Annotated in this window: 18 protein-coding genes and 1 tRNA gene; 3 read left to right on the top strand and 16 right to left on the bottom strand. The window is 63.7% G+C overall.

The features are described 5' to 3' along the window. Positions 1–1326 (bottom strand): AI-2E family transporter, encoded by a 1326-nt coding sequence (locus tag QRN59_RS03250; RefSeq protein ID WP_284981066.1) that lies wholly within the window; start codon positions 1324–1326, stop codon positions 1–3. 41 nt (positions 1327–1367) lie between these two features. Then, positions 1368–2318 (bottom strand): aldose 1-epimerase family protein, encoded by a 951-nt coding sequence (locus QRN59_RS03255; protein WP_284981068.1) that lies wholly within the window; start codon positions 2316–2318, stop codon positions 1368–1370. Between the two features lie 103 nt (positions 2319–2421). Between QRN59_RS03255 and galT the strand changes: the two genes are divergently transcribed. Genes galT through QRN59_RS03270 form a run of 3 tightly spaced genes read left to right on the top strand, consistent with a single transcriptional unit; the run spans position 2422 to position 6012 of the window. Beyond that, complete coding sequence (galT, locus tag QRN59_RS03260) at positions 2422–3555, top strand: galactose-1-phosphate uridylyltransferase (RefSeq protein ID WP_284981069.1); 1134 nt, start codon at positions 2422–2424, stop codon at positions 3553–3555. Further along, a complete protein-coding gene (gene galK / locus QRN59_RS03265) occupies positions 3552–4721 on the top strand; it encodes a galactokinase (protein WP_284981070.1) in 1170 nt (389 codons plus the stop codon). The genes galT and galK overlap by 4 nt, the downstream gene beginning before the upstream one ends. A 52-nt stretch (positions 4722–4773) precedes the next feature. Continuing rightward, positions 4774–6012 carry an acetyl-CoA C-acetyltransferase gene (locus QRN59_RS03270; protein WP_284981071.1) on the top strand — a complete coding sequence of 413 codons (1239 nt, stop codon included), beginning with the start codon at positions 4774–4776 and terminating at the stop codon, positions 6010–6012. A gap of 26 nt (positions 6013–6038) precedes the next feature. Here QRN59_RS03270 and QRN59_RS03275 read toward each other — a convergent pair whose 3' ends face one another. The 14 genes from QRN59_RS03275 to eno all read right to left on the bottom strand — a co-directional run bounded on the left by QRN59_RS03275 (position 6039) and on the right by eno (position 20383). After that, on the bottom strand, positions 6039–6941 hold the full coding sequence (locus QRN59_RS03275) for a Bax inhibitor-1/YccA family protein (RefSeq protein ID WP_284981073.1): 903 nt from the start codon (positions 6939–6941) through the stop codon (positions 6039–6041). 132 nt (positions 6942–7073) lie between these two features. After that, the gene (locus QRN59_RS03280; protein ID WP_284981074.1) at positions 7074–7787 is read right to left on the bottom strand and encodes an ABC transporter ATP-binding protein; all 714 of its coding nucleotides are present in this window, start codon (positions 7785–7787) and stop codon (positions 7074–7076) included. Beyond that, positions 7774–8661, bottom strand: coding sequence for an ABC transporter ATP-binding protein (locus tag QRN59_RS03285; protein ID WP_284981075.1), 888 nt, complete (start codon positions 8659–8661; stop codon positions 7774–7776). The genes QRN59_RS03280 and QRN59_RS03285 overlap by 14 nt, the downstream gene beginning before the upstream one ends. Further along, complete coding sequence (locus QRN59_RS03290; protein WP_284981076.1) at positions 8654–9856, bottom strand: branched-chain amino acid ABC transporter permease; 1203 nt, start codon at positions 9854–9856, stop codon at positions 8654–8656. Before QRN59_RS03290 ends, QRN59_RS03285 begins: the two co-directional genes overlap by 8 nt. Next, on the bottom strand, positions 9853–10872 hold the full coding sequence (locus QRN59_RS03295; RefSeq protein ID WP_284981077.1) for a branched-chain amino acid ABC transporter permease: 1020 nt from the start codon (positions 10870–10872) through the stop codon (positions 9853–9855). The genes QRN59_RS03290 and QRN59_RS03295 overlap by 4 nt, the downstream gene beginning before the upstream one ends. Before the next feature lie 78 nt (positions 10873–10950). Next, positions 10951–12180: a branched-chain amino acid ABC transporter substrate-binding protein gene (locus QRN59_RS03300; protein WP_284981078.1), complete on the bottom strand. Its 1230-nt coding sequence runs from the start codon at positions 12178–12180 to the stop codon at positions 10951–10953. Between the two features lie 242 nt (positions 12181–12422). Continuing rightward, positions 12423–12496 (bottom strand) — tRNA-Leu (locus QRN59_RS03305). Between the two features lie 42 nt (positions 12497–12538). Then, positions 12539–13459, bottom strand: coding sequence for an N-acetyltransferase (locus tag QRN59_RS03310; protein WP_284981079.1), 921 nt, complete (start codon positions 13457–13459; stop codon positions 12539–12541). Between the two features lie 91 nt (positions 13460–13550). Continuing rightward, positions 13551–14996, bottom strand: a complete 1446-nt coding sequence (locus QRN59_RS03315) for an NAD(P)/FAD-dependent oxidoreductase (RefSeq protein ID WP_284981080.1) — start codon at positions 14994–14996, stop codon at positions 13551–13553. Between the two features lie 71 nt (positions 14997–15067). Continuing rightward, positions 15068–16456 (bottom strand): S8 family serine peptidase, encoded by a 1389-nt coding sequence (locus tag QRN59_RS03320; protein ID WP_284981081.1) that lies wholly within the window; start codon positions 16454–16456, stop codon positions 15068–15070. A 16-nt stretch (positions 16457–16472) separates the two neighbouring features. Continuing rightward, positions 16473–17438 carry a Ppx/GppA phosphatase family protein gene (locus QRN59_RS03325; protein WP_284981082.1) on the bottom strand — a complete coding sequence of 322 codons (966 nt, stop codon included), beginning with the start codon at positions 17436–17438 and terminating at the stop codon, positions 16473–16475. Further along, on the bottom strand, positions 17435–18151 hold the full coding sequence (locus QRN59_RS03330) for a DUF501 domain-containing protein (protein WP_284981083.1): 717 nt from the start codon (positions 18149–18151) through the stop codon (positions 17435–17437). Before QRN59_RS03330 ends, QRN59_RS03325 begins: the two co-directional genes overlap by 4 nt. A gap of 56 nt (positions 18152–18207) precedes the next feature. Beyond that, complete coding sequence (locus tag QRN59_RS03335) at positions 18208–18945, bottom strand: FtsB family cell division protein (RefSeq protein ID WP_284981084.1); 738 nt, start codon at positions 18943–18945, stop codon at positions 18208–18210. 157 nt (positions 18946–19102) lie between these two features. Next, the gene (eno, locus tag QRN59_RS03340; protein ID WP_284981085.1) at positions 19103–20383 is read right to left on the bottom strand and encodes a phosphopyruvate hydratase; all 1281 of its coding nucleotides are present in this window, start codon (positions 20381–20383) and stop codon (positions 19103–19105) included. Positions 20384–20398: the final 15 nt, after the last annotated feature.

The raw sequence follows: 20398 nt of genomic DNA on the forward strand, positions 1-20398 counted from the left end.
TTATTCTCCTTTGTTGGTGTGCTCTGCGGCATCCTTGGGGAATGTTCGTTCCGCAGCCGCGTGCTGACCTGCGGCGCCTTCGCCGCTGTTGGACCGTGCGCCCGCGTTGGCGCCGGGACGGTGGATTTCCTTGATGGTGGGTTCCTCATCGGAGTCCGGTGGTGCAATCCCTGCGCCGGCGTACGCCGTCATCAGTCCTTCATCATGTTCCCACGTCCGCGCGGCAATATAGCGAACCGCCGTATTTGCTACGGCGAGGAGCGGGACGGCAAAGAGCGCTCCCGGGATTCCGGCGAGATAGGAGCCGGCTGCAACGGACAAGATCACGGCGACGGGGTGCAGTGATACGGCTTTGCCCATGATGAGCGGCTGGAGGATATGGCTCTCGAGCTGCTGCACGAAGAGCACGATGGCCAGCATGACGAGCGCGTTGACGGGACCGTTGGCCACCAAAGCCAGGAGCACGGCGATGGCTCCCGTCACAAGGGCACCGACCACCGGGATAAATGAGCCGATGAACACCAAGACACCCAGCGGCAGGGCGAGGGGAACCTGGATAATCGCCGCGCCGACGCCGATCCCCACAGCGTCCACGAACGCAACGAACATCTGGATGCGCACGTAGCTGACCATGGACGACCATCCGCGCCGGCCGGCGCCGTAAGCCGCTGCGCGTGCGGTCCTGGGCAGGAGCCCGACGATGAACCGCCAGATCCTGGATCCTTCCAGAAGGAAGAAGATCAGGATGAAGAGGGCCAGCACCATGCCGGCGGCAAAATGCCCGGCAGTACTGCCGAACGACAGGGCGCCGCTGAGGATGCTGCTGCTGTTGTTCTGCAGGGCCGAGGTGGCGCCCTGGATGTAGGTGTCGATCTGGTCCGCGGTCAGATGCAGCGGCCCGTCAGCGAGCCACGCCTGGATTTGCTGGATGCCCGTAAGCGCTTCCTGCCATAGCTCGCCGAATCCCACAGCGAGCTGCCGCCCCACCAACGCCAAGGCTCCCGCAATGACCCCGAGGAATCCCACCACCGTAATGGCAACGGCCGCTCCATGCGGCATCCTGAGCTTCCTGAGCCACCCCGTGACCGGATAGAGCAAGCCGGCAAGAAGGGAGGCGACCATGAGCGGGATGATCAGGAAGCTGACCTTCCCCAACAGCCAAATAAGGGCCCCAACTACCACCAATATGAGGCCCATCCGCCAGGCCCACGCGGCAGCGATCCGTACTCCGTACGGGATGTCCTGCGCAATGTGGTGCTCGGGCACCGGCCTTGGCACGGTCGAAACGGGGTCACTTGTTGGCGTGGCGTCCTGTACTGGCGTCATTCACCCATAATTCCGCAGGGAGTGCCGGATGGGAAACCCATCTACAGCGCGCCCACGATTCCCCACCTCATGGTGAAGGTCTCCCCTGGTTCAAGCCACCGGAGGCCCTCCCTCGAGTTGAAGGCGTTCGCCGGACCGGTCATGGGCTCGATCGCAACGGCCTTCGAACGGCCCGGAAAAGTATCCGTGACGAAGACATGGACGTAGGCGCAGTTTTCGTCCTGCTCCAAGGAAACGCTCCGGCCGTCCGGCGCCGAGAGCGTTTGGCGGGCGATGCCGCCGTCGAATTCCAGATCGGTGAACGCCACATCGATATCCAGGCCTCCCACGCTCCGGCCGCCGCCGAGATCAAAATCGCCGTCGACAGGTACCGAACCACGCGGGATCAGCCGCTCGTCGGCCACGAGCCGCGTGCCGGCGTGGACAGTCAGGGCCATCTCTTCCGGCGGAACGTCCCCCACGCGCAAATAAGGGTGCGCCCCGAGCACGAAGGGCGCGGGAGCCGCCGAATCGTTGATGAAACTCTGGGAAACCCGCAACGCGAGCGCCTCGTCGATCTCGTAACGTACCTGGTGCCGGGCCAGGAAGGGATATCCATGCTGCGGGAAGATCACGGCTTCGAGGGTCACGGAGAATTGGTCTTCGGCCGCGAAGGCGTAGGACGAGTTGCGCAGGAGCCCGTGGCTCGCGTTGTTGCGGGACACCTCCGTGATGTCCAGTTGCTGCTTCTTGCCGTCGAGGTACCAGATCCCGTCCTCGATCCGGTTGGCCCAGGGGGCCAAGGTAATTCCGGTCGCGCCGGGCGGAAGTTGCCCGTCGCCATAGCTCTCGGTGAGCTGGACGCCGCCGCGGCTGAACAACCGCAAGCCCGCAGCGAGCTCAGTGACGACGGCGAGTGCGTCACCGCGGCGGATTTCGAATTGGCGTCCGCTGGCAAAGCGACGGGGTACGGTCTCTTCGCCCGGCGCGGAAAAGGGTGTGGTGGGAGGCATGGCACCACCGTACTGCATCCCGGGTGTTGCTTGGTTCGATCCCTCAATGTTCAATTTTGTTAGTTATTTTGCCTTTTTGAGCACTCTGTGGCACCATAAATCCATGACTCGCCTTACCAGCACGCGCCTCGCCGATGGCCGGGAGCTGATCTATTTCGACGACGCCGGCTCACCGGAGCGCGACCCCGGCTCGCTGACGGATCACCGTGAGCTGCCTCCGCGCGCTGATCCGGGCGAGCTGCGCTACGACGCGCTGAGCGGTGAGTGGGTCGCCGTCGCGGCACACCGCCAGAGCCGCACCCACCTGCCCCCCGCGGACCAATGTCCGATCTGCCCCACTACGCCCGCAAACCCTTCGGAAATTCCCGCGCCGGACTACGACGTCGTGGTTTTCGAGAACCGCTTCCCGTCGCTGGGACCGGCGGTCGGGACGATTCCAGGCACCCCTGCCTGGGGAACGGCAGGCCCCGCCTACGGCCGCTGCGAAGTTGTTTCGTTTACCCCCAGCCACACCGGATCCTTTGCCGAGCTTGGCGAAACCAGGGCGCGCACGGTCATTGAGGCCTGGGCGCACAGGACCGAGGCGCTCAGCGCGCTCCCGGGAATCCAGCAGGTGTTTCCGTTCGAAAACCGGGGTGCGGACATCGGGGTAACGCTCCACCACCCGCATGGACAGATCTATGCCTACCCCTACGTCACGCCGCGGGCGGCAAGCCTTGGCGCCGCTGCCGGCCGGCACTTCGACAACTCCAAGGGCCGGGAATCGCTGACGTCCTCGATCCTCCAGGCCGAACGGCAGGACGGGAGCCGCATGGTGCTCGAAGGCGAGCACTTCAGTGCCTACGTGCCGTTCGCCGCCCGCTGGCCGCTGGAGGTGCACCTCGTCCCGCATCGCCAGGTTCCGGACCTCGCAGCCTTGAGCGGCGAAGAACGCGACGAACTGGCCCACGTCTACCTTGAGTTGCTCAAGCGCATGGACGCCCTGTACCCAACTCCCACGCCGTACATTTCCGCGTGGCACCAGGCACCCCTCGACGCTTCATTGAGGTCCTCCGGCCACCTGCACCTGCAACTCACCTCCCCGCGCCGTGCCGCCGACAAGCTCAAGTACCTTGCCGGTTCCGAGGCGGCCATGGGAGCCTTCATCAACGACACAACGCCCGAATCCGTGGCAGAACGGCTGCGCGCCGTCGCCAGCGATTCGCAGCGCGCTATTCCCGAAGGGGCACCAGCATGACTTCCACTCCCGACGCCCCCGCCCTGAGCGACCTGTCCGGGCTTTTCGAGTCGACGTTCGGTTCAGCCCCCGACGGCGTATGGCAGGCACCGGGACGCGTGAACCTGATCGGCGAGCACACCGATTACAACGAGGGCTTCGTTTTGCCGTTCGCAATCGACAAGACCGCGAAGGTCGCAGTCCGGATCCGCCGTGATTCACGCGTCCGGCTGCTGTCCACTTTCGGCGGGCAGGGCCTGGTCGAAGCCGACGTCGACATGTTGGTTCCGGAAGCGGCCAAGGGCTGGACGAAGTATCCGCTCGGTGTGGCCTGGGCTTTGCAACAGCGCGGCATCCTTGTCCCTGGCTTCGATCTCCTCATGGATTCGGATGTCCCCCTTGGCGCGGGCCTCTCGTCCTCGCACGCCATCGAATGCGCAGTCATCTCGGCGCTCAACGAGCTGACTGGTGCGGGACTGGGCGCCGAAGACATGGTCCTGGCAACGCAGAGGGCCGAAAACGACTTCGTGGGCGCCCCCACCGGAATCATGGACCAGTCGGCATCGCTTCGCGGGTCAAAGGGCCATGCGGTCTTCCTGGACTGCCGCGACCAGAGCGTACAACTGGTCCCCTTTGACGCCGAGGAAGCCGGGCTCGTGCTGCTGGTCATCGACACCAAGGTTTCCCATTCGCATGCGGACGGCGGCTATGCCTCGCGTCGGGCTTCCTGCGAATTGGGCGCCCAGGTACTGGGGGTCCCGGCCCTTCGCGACGTTGGCATCGGCGATCTGGAGGAAGCCAGCGGCCTCCTGGACAGCACGACTTTCCGACGGGTGCGGCACGTCGTCACGGAGAATGACCGCGTGCTGCAGACCGTGGAACGACTCACCACGGACGGGCCCGCCCATATCGGCAGGCTCCTGGATGCGAGCCATGCGTCCATGCGGGACGACTTCGAGATCTCGTGCCCGGAACTGGATCTCGCGGTGGAAACCTCCCGCGCCCACGGCGCCATCGGTGCCCGGATGACAGGAGGCGGTTTCGGCGGCTCGGCTATTGCCCTCACCCCGGTGGGCCATGAGCAAGAGGTGCGCGACGCCGTCGTACGCGCCTTCGCGGCGGCCGGTTTCACGACGCCGGACATCTTCACCGTGACCCCGGCCGCCGGGGCCAAACGCCTCGCCTGACTGCAGTGCATTCGCCGCCTTCGGCGAGCGGGCCCCGGCGTAAGCTGGGGGCATGACTGAGGCCGTCATCGTTTCCACCGCTAGAAGCCCCATTGGACGGGCCTTCAAAGGGTCCCTCAAGGACGAACGTCCCGATGACCTCGCAGCGGCGATGGTGACTGCTGCGCTGGCAAAGATTCCGGCATTCGATCCGGGAGCACTCGATGGCCGCGGCCTCGATGACCTCTACCTTGGCTGCGCCGAGCCCAGTGGCGAAGCCGGTTCGAACATGGCTCGGGTGGTGACCGTCCTGGCCGGCCTGGACACGGTCCCCGCGGCCACGATCAACCGCTTCTGCGCCTCGAGCCTGCAGACCCTGCGGATGGCCTTCCACGCGATCAGCTCCGGGGAAGGCCACGCCTTCGTCTCGGCGGGGGTCGAGTCGGTGTCCCGTTACCAGAACTGGGTCGGCGCAGGGGAAACGGACACCAGCCTGCATAACCCCCTGTTTGAAGCGGCGCGTGCCCGCACGGCGGCCCGGGCCGCGTCCAACACCCCGTGGACGGATCCCCGCATGGGCGGACGGATGCCCGACGTCTACATCGCGATGGGACAGACCGCCGAGAACGTCGCCACGAGCCACGGAATCAGCCGGGCGGAGCAGGACATGTGGGCGGTCCAGAGCCAGAACCGCGCTGAGGCGGCCATTGCCTCCGGTTTCTACGCCCGGGAGATCACCCCGTACACCCGCAAAGACGGCACAGTGGTGGAGCGCGACGATTCACCCCGCGCCGGCGTCACCCTGGAAGCCGTCAGCGCTTTGGAGCCGGTCTTCCGCAAGGAAGGGACCGTGACAGCCGGCAACGCATGCCCGCTCAACGATGGCGCCGCCGCCGTGGTCGTCATGAGCGATGTCCGGGCCCGGGAGCTTGGCCTCAAGCCGCTGGCACGCATCGTCTCGACCGCCGTCAGCGCCCTTTCCCCGGAACTCATGGGCATGGGACCGGTGGAGTCCTCCCGCCGGGCCCTGGCCTTGGCGGGGCTGAGCATGGCAGACATTGACCTCGTGGAACTCAACGAAGCCTTCGCCGTCCAGGTAGTGGCGAGCGCCCGCGAACTAGGCATAGATCCCGGGAAGCTCAACGTTCATGGCGGCGCCATCGCCCTTGGCCACCCCTTTGGCATGACAGGCGCCCGGATGACCACCACTTTGCTCAATGGCCTTCGCGAACGGGATGCCACCTTGGGACTGGCGACCCTGTGCGTCGGTGGCGGACAGGGCATGGCTGTGGTCTTCGAGCGGCTGTCGTAAGCCGCTCGAAGACCACCCCGCGTGAGTTAGTCGTCGCCGCGCAGGATCGCCAGCAGGCGGATGATCTCCACGTAGAGCCACACGAGCGTGACGGTCAGACCGAAAGCGGCCGTCCAGGAGTATCTCTCCGGAGCGCCCTGCCGGACACCCTGTTCGATGCTCGTGAAGTCCATGACCAGGGAGAACGCGGCCAGGCCGATAGCCAGGATGCCGATGAAAACGCCCAACGGGATGCCGAAGATGTGCACGCTGCTGCTCAGTCCGAATGGCGACTGGACGGCGCCGGTCCACACCAGGACCATGTTGATGACTGCGAAGACGAGGTAGCCGAGCGTGGCGATCATGAAGAAGCGGATTGCCTTGGGGGTGGCACGCACCTTGCCGCTCTTGAAGAGAGCCAACGTCACGCCGAACACAGCAAGGGTGCCGATGACTGCCTGCAGGCCGACTCCCGGGAACATGCCATCCAGGAGGCGTGTCAGGCCTCCGAGGAACAAGCCCTCAAGGCCGGCGTAAGTCAGGATCAGGGCCGGGGACGGCTGCTTCTTGAAGGAGTTGACCATGCCCAGGGCGAAGCCACCCAACGCGCCGACAATCATGAGGAGGCTTGCCGTGCCGGGAGCTACGAACAATGTGACGGCTGCGCCAAGCAACAGCACCGCAAGGCACGCCGCGGTCTTGACGATGACGTCGTCGAAAGTCATACGGCCGGTCTCGGCCGGACCGGCTGCGGGCTGGTTGTACATCTGCTGCAGCTGATCGCTGGTCATCGGCGGCTGCACCGACCAGGCGGGCTGGCCGTACTGGCTCTGGCCGTACTGGCTCTGGCCGTACTGGCTCTGGCCGTGGGAGTAGCTGGGTACAGGCGGAGCCTGTGTGGCTCCACGGAAATTCTTTCCGTTGAAGATCGGGTTGCCGCCGAGTGCCATGGTGGGTGTCCTTCTTGCTGTGGGTGCGAAGTGATAGTTCACGCTACCAATTCCCACGCTTGGTCCGCACCGAAAGTTCCACCGCCGCTGATGCCGGCACCCTGTTTGTTGTGAGGGTGCCGGCACATGCGGCTATCCGACGCCGAGGTACGCTTCCTTGACCGCCGGGTTGGCGAGCAGCTCCTTGCCGGTCCCCCTGTGCGTAATTGACCCGGTTTCCAGGACAAAAGCACGGTGTGCACGGGCGAGGGCCTGGTTGGCGTTTTGTTCCACCAGAAGCACCGTGGTGCCTTGGTTGTTGATCTCGGTGACAATCTTGAAGATCTGGCGGATAAACTGCGGGGCAAGCCCCATGGAAGGTTCATCCAGGAGCAACAGCTTCGGGTTGGACATCAGCGCCCGGCCAATCGCGAGCATCTGTTGTTCGCCACCGCTCATGGTGCCGCCAAACTGCTTGATGCGCTCCTTCAACCGTGGAAACAGGTCGAAGACGCGTTCCAAATCGTCTGCCACCTTGGTCCGGTCCTTGCGGCCGTAGGAACCCATGTCAAGGTTCTCCTCCACCGTCATGCCAGGGAAGATTCCGCGTCCCTCAGGCGCCTGCGAAATACCTTGGACGACGCGGATGTGCGCTTTCATCCTGGTGATGTCCTGGCCGGCGAAGGTGATGGAGCCAGCCGAGGGAGCCAGCAATCCGGAGATGGTCCTCATGGTGGTGGTTTTGCCGGCACCGTTGGCACCGATGAGCGAGACGATTTCGCCCTCGTCCACGCTGAATGACATGTCGGAAATTGCCTGGATCCGGCCATAGTGGACAGATATGTTCTTCAGCTCAAGCAAGGTCATCTTCAGGCTCCCCGAGGTAGGCGGAAATAACTTTCGGGTCATCGCGGATAATCTTGGGCAGCGCATCCGCGATCTTTTTCCCGAACTCGAGGACCACGATCCGGTCGGTCACGCCCATGACCAACTTCATGTCGTGCTCAATGAGCAAGACGGTGTAGCCGTCGTCACGGATGGTCCGGATCAGGGCCATGAGTTCTTCTTTTTCCGCGGGATTGAACCCGGCCGCAGGCTCATCCAGGCACAGGACCTTAGGGTCCGTGGCCAGTGCCCGCGCGATTTCCAGGCGGCGCTGATACCCATAAGGCAGGTGCCGCGACAAGAAATGGGCATGATCAGCGATGCCAACGAACTCGAGCAATGCCATGCCGCGTTCAATGGCGGTTTTCTCTTCCCGGACATGGGTGGGCAGACGCAGGAGTGCCCCGCCGATACTCGTGCGGTGGCGTGCATCGAGACCAACAACCACGTTTTCCAAAGCTGTCATCTCACCAAAAAGGCGGATGTTCTGGAAGGTCCGGGCCAAACCCCGTCTGGTGATCCTGTGCTGCGGCAGTCCGTTGAGCAGCTGGCCTTCGAGCAAGACCTTTCCCGAAGTTGGTTTGTACACGCCTGTCATGGCGTTGAAACACGTGGTTTTGCCGGCACCGTTAGGACCGATCAAGCCGAGGATTTCGCCTCGATTGATATCGAACGTGACATTGTCCAAGGCCGTCAGGCCACCGAACTTGATCGTCAGGTCCTGGACCTGGACCAAGGCTTCGCCCACCTTGGTGATGATGTCCCTCTCAGGGGCTACCTTCTCGGCGACCTCCAGGTCCACACCTTGTTCCTTGAGTGCGTCGACGTCAATATCCGGTTCAATTGCTTCACTCATTGTCAGCCCCCTTTCCCGGCTCCAAAACGACTTTGCCCGAAGGAGGGATGTCGCCTACAGCGCCCTTGAGCTTGTTGTAAGCCAGGCGTCCGTACGCGAGGAGGCTCTGGCGTGCCGGCAGGAGGCCGCCGGGGCGGAAAATCATGATGACCACCAGCGCCGCACCAAAGATCAAGTACTTGAACTCCGCAATCGCGGTGAAGCGGAGCGGAATATATGCCACCAACGCACCGCCAAGAACGGCACCGACCTTGTTTCCCGTGCCGCCCATGACAACAGCAGCGACGAACAGGATTGAGGTGGCGATATCAAATTTCTGGTTGTTCACGAAACCGACCTGGCCGGCGAACAAAGCACCCGAGAGTCCACCCACCGAAGCACCAATCGCGAAGGCCCACACCTTGTACTTGAACGTGGGGACGCCCATGATTTCCGCGGCGTCTTCATCCTCACGGATGGCAATCCACGCGCGTCCCACCCTGCTGCGCTCCAGGTTTCCGGCGGCCAAAAGCACCACAATGATGATGGTCAGCGTCAACCAATACCACGGAGTTCCGCTTGAGTTCAGGAAGATTGGCTGGCCGCTTGAATCCGTTCCCGGAGGGTGGCCAACGTTCTGGAAACCAACCTGGCCTTTCATCGCCGGAATGATGGTGGCCAAAATGCGCACGATCTCGCCAAAGCCGAGCGTGACGATAGCCAGGTAGTCGCCGCGAAGGCGAAGCGTAGGCACACCCAGGACCACGCCAAAGAACATGGCGATAGCCATCGCCAGCGGAAGGGTCCACAAGTAGGGAATGTGCACATACGGCGAGTCCGGGCTGGTAAACATTGCTGCCGTGTAGGAACCCAGAGCAAAGAATGCAACGTAGCCCAAGTCAAGAAGGCCCGCATAGCCGACCACTACGTTCAAGCCCACGGCCACCAGGGCATAGACAGACATTTGCGCGAGCGCAATTTGCCAATTGTTGCCCGGTTCCGTCGTGATCAGCGGCGGATTGAGGATAGGAAGCAAGTACGCAATGACAACGACCACGATCAGGATCAGCCATTGGGTTTGGCGCGGGAGCGCATTCCATTTGTCGCTTAGTCCCGGGAACCAGCCTTTGCGCTGCCGCATCTTGGCTTCGCGGTCGGCAATCTCCTGTGCTGAAGCATCATCGGGAATAAGCGTGGGACCGTCTGTTGTGCTCATGCCTTACTCTTTCCTAGCGAGCTACCCAAGACACCTTCGGGTCGCACAATCAATACCAACACCAGGACCACGAACGCGACAACGTCCGTCCATTGGGAACTACCCAGGAGCACCTGGCCGTAGTTGCCAATCAAACCGATCAGCAAGCCGCCCAGCAAAGCACCGCGCACATTGCCGATGCCTCCGAGGACAGCGGCCGCGAAGGCTTTGACGCCGAGGATGAATCCGCCGTTGTATTGCACGCCGGACGGGATTTTCATGACGTAGAACAAGGCGGCCGCTCCGGCCAGGATCCCGCCGATGATAAAGGTGGTCACAATGATCTTTTCCTTGTTGACACCCATCAAAGTTGCGGTATCCGGGTCCTGCGCCACGGCACGAATGCCTCGGCCGGTACGGGACCGCCTAATGAACTGATCAGTGGCGATCATGAGGATAATCGCAGCGACGACAATAACCACCTGCTGCGAATCGACGATGGTCCCGAAGACGTCGAAAATTGCGAGCGGCCGGAACATCGTCAGCGCGGCCTCCGGGCTCGGTCCGCGCCACCAGTAGATCGTGTACTGGATGGCGAAGGAAACACCGATGGCGGTAATCAAGAATGCGAGGCGAGGCGCCTTGCGCTGACGCAAAGGTTTATAAGCCACCCGTTCCACGATCACTGCCATCAACGCTGAGGCGATAATGGCGACGACGAGGGCGAGGACAAGGTTCCCCACAATGGCCCAAAAACCCAGCCTCGGGGCAGAGGGGCCGAAATTCAGGGCGCTGAGGGTAAAGAACACTCCGTAACAACCCGTGATGAACACTTCGGAGTGGGCAAAGTTGATGAGGTTGAGAACGCCGTAAACGAGTGTATAGCCGAGGGCAACCAACGCGTATATTGCCCCGAAGGTCAACCCGTCAAAGGTGGAACTCCAGAAGTTTTGGGTGAAGGAGTTTACGTCGAAGGTGATCCACGTGTCGTCCACGGGAACCGAGTGGAGCAGGGTGGGAATTACTTCACTGATCATGGCACTTCCTGATGTAATCAAAAGAAATGCTGGGGGTCGGCATGGATGCTAACCCCCAGCATTCATCTGGGCTCGGTGTTATTTTCCGATGACGCCGATGGGAACGATCTTGCCGCTCTCAACTTTGTAGCCGTAAACATCAGGCGTTGCCAGTTCGCCGGTTGAATCCCACTTGTAGTGCTTCGACAGGCCATCAGCATCGTAGGACTTGACCCAGGAAAGAAGGTCCGCGCGGGACTGCTTGCCCTTGTCGATGCCCGAGAGCAAGACCGTGACGGCGTCGTAACCTTCAATGGAGTAGGTTCCGGGCTCCGCGTTGGCGAGCTTCTTGTACTCGGTCTCGAAGCTCGGGATCAGCTCGCCCGGGATGCAGGGGCAGGTGAAGTACGAGTTGGACGACGCATCGCCGGCCAGCTTGATGAACTGGTCATCCTTCACGCCATCGGGGCCCACGAAGGATCCGGTGAATCCTTTTGCGACCAGTTGCTGGTCGAAGGGGGCACCCTCTGCGTAGTAGCCGGCGTAGTAAACGGTGTCTGCCTTGGCGTTCATGATCTTGGAAATCACGGCCGAGAAGTCCTTCTGGCCAGTGACGACCTTGTCGGACCCCACCATCGCGGAGCCAAGGGCCGCGGACGTTGTGGTTCCCAGACCGATGCCATAGTCAGAGTCGTCCTGGACGAGGTAGACCTTCTTTGCCTGCAGCTTGTCCGTGAGGAACTTTGCTGCCGCTGGACCCTGGACGGCGTCATTGCCGAGGGCGCGGAAGAACGTGGTCCAGCCGTTCTTGGTCAGGCTCGGGTTGGTAGCGGAGGGCGTGATGTGCACCAAGCCCTTCTGCTCGAAGATGTTGCCGGTGGCCTTTGACTCTCCCGAGAAGGGCAAGCCCACCACTCCGATGATGTCCGGCTCGGAAACAATCTGCGTCACCGGGCCTGTGGCCTTGTTCGGATCGCCTTCAGTGTCGAATTTCTTGAACTGGACCTGGCAGCCGGGGTTCGCGGCGTTGTGCTGGTTGATGGCCAGTTGGATGCCGTTGAAGATGTTGATACCCAGCTGGGCGTTGGGTCCTGTCTCGGCACCGGCATAGGCAAGGGTGGTGGTTGACGGGCATGTTCCCTTGCCATCGCCTGCAGGCAAAACAGCTCCGGCAGGAACGTCGACTTTGGAAATCGCAGGGATATTGATCCTGCCGCCGGCGCCCGAGGTCTCCGTGCCGCTAGGGGCAGTCTGATTCGCACAGCCCGCCACTAGCATGCCAAGGGTGGCTGCTGCTGCAATCGCCGAAATGACTTTCTTCCTGTACATAAATAGCCTCCGCGGTGCGTCTGATTCGTGGTCATTCGCCCGAAGTCACTTTCACTTCGAACATGTTCCATGAGAGTACTACCAAATATGTGTCCTAGAACACATATATGCAGGTCAGGATCTAATAACGGTGGATCACCGCCATGCTCGGACAGCCCTTCGCATGAACGCGGGGTTAAATTCTCGTCACGGCACAGCTTGGCGCAAACAAGGGGGGCGGCACGACTCGCATTTCGCATGCGTGCCCCAGGTGGGACTCGAACCCACAACACGCGGATTTTAAGTCCGCTGCCTCTGCCAATTGGGCTACTGGGGCGCCCGGATAATCGTAACCCAGCGCACTCCCCTCCCTCGTCTCCTAGAGCCGTTCGAATGGCGCCGCATAACGAAAGGTTCCGCTGACGCCGTCGGGCCATGCTTTGAGGGGAAACAACTGGAAATGGTCTCCCCACCCGGCATCGGGGGCCATCACGCCCAACTTCCGGGCGGGAAGAAATCCGAAGCGCGGATAGTACGCGGTGCTGCCCAGCAGGGCGATGCCCGGTTCGCCCGCATCGTCGGCCCGTCGCGCGGTTTCCCGCAAGAGCGCAGATCCGATGCCGCGCCGCTGCAGGTGCGGCTGGACGCTGATGGGCCCCAGCCCCAAAAGCCGGAGCTCCCCGATCCAGCCGCGGGTACTGATGACGTGGCCTACGATCTCACCGGCAATCTCGGCCACGATGCTGAACTCCGGCAGGTACTCATCGCAGTCGAAAAGTTCACGCAGCAGCGTCACTTCGGCCGGGACTCCTTCGACGGGCAGCCCGGTGATCGGGCTGGTGGAAAAGGCGGCAGCGGTGAGCGCCAGCACGGACTCGCGGTCGGCCGGCCTCTCAGTTCGAAGCACCACGCCTTGGCACAGCAGTCCAAGCACTTCCATGGCGTGCCCGCGTTCGGCGGATGGAACCAAAAGGTGGTCGTGATGGAACCCGGCCAGGACATTGCAACTGATACCAGCTGCCGTGAGGGCGGAGCTGACTGCCGCGGTGAGCCCCACAGCTTCCAGCGCAGAGTGGATCTGGAGGGTGATCCACGCCGCCACGAAATCGTAGGACAATCCCAGGCGCCCGGCTTCCTCCCGGCGCAGCACCACGGTGAGGCCTTCCGCTTCGCGGACAGCGGCCTCGATGTTGCCTTCAAGCGGTTTACCGTGAGGCCACAATGCGTACACATAGTCGCCGTCTCGAAGCACGGGGTGCATGGATGTCAGGAGAGTCGTCAGATCGCTTTCGCCAGCCATGCAGCAAGTCTAGGACCCGTAGTTAAACGACGACGGCGGCCGCCTCCCTGGTGGGGAGACGGCCGCCGTCGGCGGTACTACTTGGCGTTTGCTACTTGGCGTCAGCCGTGACCGGAGCCTTGGCCTCAGCAGGCTCAGCAGCCGGCGCGGGCGCGGCGGCCGGCTTGGGGGCCGGGGTGGCCGCGGCCACGAAGGCTCCGCGCGGGTTGTCGAGGTCCAGCAGCTGGGTGGTGTCGCGGCCCATGGTCATGCCCAGGAGCCAGTTGAAGATCACGCGGACCTTGCGCTCACCGGTAGGGATGGCCAAGCCGTGGTAACCGCGGTGGGCCAGCCAGGCGAGTCCGCCCTTGAGGCCGATACGGCCCAGGATGTTGATGTTGGCAACGCCCTTCCATTCGCCGAAGCCGGCAACCGCACCAAGGTTCTTGTGCTTGTAGTCGGCCATGGGCTTGTCCCAGCGGGAGGCCCACAAGTTCTTGGCGAGGCGCTTGGCCTGACGCAGTGCGTGCTGGGCGTTGGGAACGCAGGTGCCGTCCGGCAGGCCGCTGCCTGTGAGGTCCGGAACGGCAGCGATATCGCCGGCCGCCCAGGCGTTGTCGATGATGCCTTCGTCGCCTGCAATACGCAGGTCCGGGAGGACACGGACACGTCCGCGAGGCTCGAGCGGGAAGTCGGTGGAACGGATCATCGGGTTGGCCTGCACGCCTGCAGTCCACACGAGGGTGTCGGCTTCAAACTCCTGGGCAGGGGACTTGTCCGGCAGGTTGATGAGCTTGAGGCTACCCTCTGCGTTGTCGAGGGAGGTGTTGAGCAGGACCTCGATGCCGCGGCTGCGCAGGTGTTCAACAACCCACTCGGCCTGGGCTGCGGTGACCTCGGGCATGATGCGGCCCATGGCTTCGACAAGAACGAAGCGGACTTCTTCCTGGCGGATGCGCGAGTTGTTCTTGACGGCAGCGCGGGCGAGGTCTTCCATCTCGGTGATGCACTCGATACCGGCGAAACCGCCACCCACGACCACGAAGGTCAGGGCCTTGGCGCGCTCGGCGGCGTTCGTCATCGTGGAGGCGACCTCGATGCGCTCAAGGACCTTGTTTCGCAGGGCGACCGCTTCTTCGATGGTCTTCAGGCCAATGCCTTCGTCAGCGAGGCCCTTGATGGGGAACGTGCGGGTAATGGCGCCGGCGGCAACCACGACGTCGAAGTAAGGGATCTCGAAAGGCTCTCCACCGTCGGCCGGAGCAACAACAGCGGTGCGGTTCTGGTGGTCGATGCTGGTGACGCGGCCCTGGATGAGTTCCGTCTGCTTGAGGTGCTGGCGGTGCGAGACGACGGCGTGGCGCGCCTCGATGTTGCCGCCGGCCACTTCGGGGAGGAAGGGCTGGTAGGTCATGTAGGGAAGGGGATCAACGACGGTGACGATGCCGCCGGCGTTCGCGATCTTCTTCTGCAGCTTGAGTGCTACGTACAGGCCGACGTATCCGCCGCCGACAACGAGAACACGGGGACGGTCAATGAGCTCAGGGGTGGTTGCCATAAGAATAGAGTACAGCACCTTGTGAAAATCTTCACTAACTAATTCCCGAAGCTACGCACCAGCGCCGGAGGCTATTTCGGGCCGCTCGGATCCACGACGTCCACCGCGCCGGTCGCGGGCTCCTCGGGCAATTCCGCGGAGCTCCGGTAGGCGCGCCTCAATTGGACGGAGGCGCCCGCAACGATCGCCACGAACAGCGAACCAAAGCCGATGACCACCGCGGCCGGAACCGCAGTGTCGGCTTGCGAGGGCGCCTTCGCCGCAGGAACTGTGGGATCCGCAAAGGTGGCTGCCGGGATGCTCGGTTTCGACGTTGGCTGAGGCGTGGGGCTGCTGAGGTCCCCGCGCCGATGGACCCGGATCCATTCCGCAATGGATCCCACCGGATTGCTCGCCACTTCGGGCACATCGGCTTTCAGGGCCGCCTCGGCATTGAGGATGCCGTAGCCGTAGATGGGGTCCTTGCCGGGCGCCCCTGCATCCTCGGCCGTGGACACAATCCTGTTGATGACCTGCTTGGCGCTCATATCCGGCCATTTCGAGCGGATCAGCGCTGCGACGCCGGAGACAATCGGTGCGGAGCCGGACGTGCCAGCCCAATCTTCATAGCTCCCCCCGGGCAGGCCACCCACCAGCTTTTCCGCTGGCGCCGAGACGCCGATGCTGATTCCCTGCGAAGAAGCATCGACGCTGGCCGTACGGTTCCGGTCGAGTCCTGCCACCGTCAGGACACCCGGAATCGTGGCGGGCGCGCCCACCTGGACGTTTCCGCCGATCCGGTTGCCGGCCGCGGCCACGATCACCACGTCCTTTTGTTCGGCATACAGGAACGCCGCGTCCCAGCTTTGGGGCCAATCGGGCGAGGTGCTGCCAAGGGAAATATTGATGACCTTCGCGCCGTTGTCCACGGCCCATCGAACAGCTTCGGGAATCTGTTCCTGGTCCGTCTTGCCTGCCGGATTCGGCGAACCGAGCCAAGCGGAGACGGATAAGATCTCGGCCTCGGGGGCGACGCCCACGATTCCGTCCGGGCCAACACTGGAATCGGGCGAGGGAGACGACGTCGGCGACGGAGACCCCGATGGGCCGGCCGAAGCGTGTCCGCGCCCTGCAAGGAGAGTTGCAACGAGGGTCCCGTGCTCGGGTTTGGCCCCGATGCTCTTCTGTCCGTTCGGATCGCCCGCACCGGAAGCGTCGGTTCCGCCGACCACCGCGCCCTTGAGGTCGGGGTGTTGCCCGTCCACCCCGCTGTCGATGATGGCGACTTTCACTCCCGCACCCTTGGATACCTGCCAGGCTGCGGAAATGCCGTACTCGCTGAGCCAGTACTCCTTGTCCCGCCAGGAGTCGGCGAACGCCGAAGGTGCGGTGAGCAGGGCCCCTGCAAGGGTTCCCCCGGCCAGCATGGCGGCCAGCGCGGCCGATGCTGTCCGGCGGCGCCAGCCGTGTGGCAACGTCATCAACGAATACCCACCCTTAACGAGTACTCCGAGTACGCCGGATGCTCAGCGCGATGCCGTCGAGGATGTCGTGCTCGCTGGAGGTGGCCGCAGTGATGGAACCCCCTCCCAGCTCAGCCAGGCGCTGAAGGATACGGCGCCATACGAGGGCTCCGGCTCCGATGACGTCGACACGTCCGGGGTGCATGTAGGGCAGCCGGGCCCGTTCCTCGCGGCTCATTTCCAGCAGGCTGGTGGCGGCGTCGGTGATGGTCGCGAGGTCCAGGCTGGCACCGTGGATGAGTGCGGGATCGTACTCGCTCAGGCCCAAGGCGTGCGCCGTGATGGTGGTGACGGAACCGGCAACGCCCACGACGGCGGTGGCCCGGCCCAGCGGGACCGTGCGGGCGACGAGATCAATGGCTGCGTCGACGTCGGCTTCCGCGGCGGCGATCTGCTCCGGCGTCGGAGGGTCGTTGCGGAGGTGCCGTTCGGTCAGCCGCACGCAGCCGATGTCGACGGACTTGGCGGCGATGACGCCGTCGGAGTCTCCGAGGACGAACTCGGTGCTTCCGCCGCCAAGGTCCACTACAAGGACCGGGTCCTTGCCGCGCGAAGGCAGCACGCTGCTCGCACCGGCGAAAGACAGGGCCGCCTCTTCGTCGCCGGAGATGACCTCGGGTTCGACGCCCAGCAGGTCCCGGATCCCGTCAACAAAGACGTCCCTGTTGCGGGCGTCCCGGCTCGCAGAGGTCGCCACGAAACGGACGCCCCTGGCGCCATGATGGCGGATCAGCTCGGCGTAGTCGGCGGTTGCCGCAAAGGTGCGTTCGAGCGCCTCGGGGGCAAGTTCGCCGGTGGCGTCAACCCCTTGGCCCAGCCGCACCACGCGCATCTCGCGCACAACGTCCCGCAAGGGGGAGCCTGCGTCCACACCGTTTGAATCCGCGATCAGGAGCCGAATCGAATTGGTGCCGCAATCGATGGCAGCTACCCGGTTCATACGTTGAGCTCCCCTGCGGTTGGTTCCCCTGATGGCTCTGTTGCATGGGAGGACTTGGATTTGCGGACCGGGGCGGGACGGCCCACGATGTCCGGCAGGCCCTGCGGTCCGTGGCGGCTGAGGTCCCGGGAGGGGGCCTCCCCTGCGCTGTCCCACGCGCCGTCGCAATAGCAGCGGTCCGTGGTCCACCACTCGCTGATCGCCCCGATGGCCTCGTCGCCGAGCGGATTGACGCCGGGACCGGCGGCCAGGGAGTGGCCGACCAGTACGTGCAGGCACTTGACGCGGGTGGGCATGCCGCCGGCAGAGACGCCTGCGATCTCGGGGACATCCCCGGTGCCGGCCCGTCCGGCGATCTCGTCACGCGCCTGGAGATAGGCTTCGTGGGCGCTCCTGTAGGCCGCTGCCAACGGCTCGTCAGCCGTGAGCCGTTCGTTCATCTCATTCATGAGCCCCCCGGCTTCCAGCCGCGACACGGCGGCGGTGATGACGGGGTGCGTCAAGTAGAACGTCGTGGGAAACGGTGTGCCATTGCTCAAGCGCGGAGCGGTCGCGGCAACCAGCGGGTTGCCGCACACGCAGCGCGCCGGGATTTCGACGACGTCGCGCACCGGCCGTCCGAGCTGGCGGCTGAGGATTTCGAGATCGTGTGCTGATGGCTTGCGGGACTCCTGCGATGCAGGTGCCGAGTTGTCTTCCACTGGCGCTGCCATCCTTCCTGCCCTGTTTGGCCGCTCCCGTCAGGGCGCGACGGCGGCGGGCACCGCGTCTAGTCTGTTGCCGAGCGCCTGATGGATTCCCACAGGCCATCCACCCATGGCAGATTGGACGGGCTTCCGGAAGCTCCTGAGCTGGTGCTTCCGCCCGGTGTTCCGGCGGGAACGTCTCCACCAAACACCCAGTAGCCTGCTTCACCCGGCATAACCATGTTAATGCGGTCTCGGGCTTGTTGTTTCACATAGTTGGGGTCCTGCCACCGCGTGATCTGCTTCTGGAGGCTGGCCTGCTCGGCCTGTTTGCTGGCAATGTCGGCTTCAAGGCCGGAGATTTCCGCCTTTTTCTCCAACCAGATCTTGACTGTCGGCGCGAGCATGATGGTGATCGCTATCATCACCACGGCGAGGGCAAGCATGCGGCCGGAGAACGCCTTCGCGGGCACGGGGCGCGTGCTGCGGTCCTTGTCGAGGTGGGCGGAGCCGGCACCGGGCGTTTTGTTGGATGCCTTGCCGGCAACCGGGGCGTTTCCCGGCCTGCCCGGAAGCGAACCTCCTGGTTTCGCCGCGGAACCAGCCTTGGATCCGGACTGGCCCTTGCTTTGGGTGCCGCCTTCGGCCCTGGTATTGGACGACGTCCTGGACCCGGCGTGAACCTGGCTCTCTTGCTGGCCAGCGCTTGCCTTGCGGGACTCGCCGAAGTCGGCACGGATAACATGGCCGCCGTCGGGGTTCTTTTGTGGCGACCGGCCCAGGGCATCTGCCCGGGGGACCTTGGGGCGGCGGGTGGCCATGACACTCCTGTAATGCCTGGTGCTTGCCTGGCGGGTTGCTGCGCGTTGCGTGGCTCACGGAGCCTGCGGTTTGCCGAAGTGCTCGCACATTTCGTTAAACAGAACCGGTGGCTATGGTCTTTCCACCATAGCCACCGGTCAGCTGTTTCAGCGGATACTAGCCCTTGAAACGCGGGAAAGCGCTGCGGCCGGCGTAGCGTGCGGCGTCGTCGAGCTCTTCTTCGATGCGCAGCAGCTGGTTGTACTTGGCGACGCGCTCGGAGCGGGCCGGGGCACCGGTCTTGATCTGGCCAGCGTTGGTGGCAACGGCGATGTCAGCAATGGTGGTGTCCTCGGTTTCGCCGGAGCGGTGCGAGGTGATGGTGGTGTAACCGGAGCGCTGGGCCAGGGAAACGGCGTCCAGGGTTTCGGTCAGTGAACCGATCTGGTTGACCTTGACGAGCAGGGAGTTGGCCGTGGCGGAGTCGATGCCCTGCTGCAGGCGGATCGGGTTGGTGACGAAGAGATCGTCGCCAACCAGCTGGACCTTGTCACCGATGGCGTCGGTGAGGGTCTTCCAGCCTTCCCAGTCGTTTTCGTCCAGCGGGTCTTCGATGGAGACCAGCGGGTAGTCGGCAACGAGTTCGGCGTAGTAGGCGCTCATCTCGGTGGCCGAGAGTGCCTTGCCTTCGAACTGGTAGGCGCCGTCCTTGTAGAACTCGGAGGAGGCGACGTCCAGCGCTAGGGCGATGTCCTTGCCCGGGGTGTAGCCGGCGTTCCTGATGGCTTCCTGGATCAGGTCCAGTGCGGCGCGGTTGGACGGCAGGTTCGGCGCGAAGCCGCCTTCGTCGCCGAGGCCGGTGGAGAGGCCCTTGGCCTGCAGGACCGACTTGAGGTTGTGGTAGACCTCAACGCCCCAGCGCAGGCCTTCGGAGAAGGTCTCGGCGCCGATCGGGGCGATCATGAATTCCTGGATGTCGACGTCGGAGTCGGCGTGGGAGCCACCGTTGAGGATGTTCATCAGCGGGACGGGCAGGACGTGGGCGTTCGGGCCACCCAGGTACTTGTACAGGGGAAGGTCCGCGGAGGCGGCGGCTGCGTTGGCCACGGCGAGGGAAACGCCGAGGATGGCGTTGGCGCCGAGCTTGCCCTTGTTCGGGGTGCCGTCGAGGTCGATCATGGCCTGGTCGATGCTGCGCTGGTCCGTGGCGTCGAAGCCGATCAGGGCCGGGGCGATTTCGTCGATGACCGCGTCAACGGCCTTCTGGACGCCCTTGCCGAGGTAACGGCCCTTGTCGCCGTCGCGCAGTTCAACGGCTTCATGCTCGCCGGTGGAAGCACCGGAGGGAACTGCCGCGCGGCCGATCTGGCCATCGGAAAGCAGAACTTCAACTTCTACTGTCGGGTTTCCGCGGGAATCAAGGATCTCGCGGGCGTGGATGGCATCGATAAGCGCCATGGACTGCTCCTTATG

The sequence above is a fragment of the Arthrobacter sp. efr-133-TYG-118 genome (assembly GCF_030209755.1).
Taxonomy (GTDB): domain Bacteria; phylum Actinomycetota; class Actinomycetes; order Actinomycetales; family Micrococcaceae; genus Arthrobacter.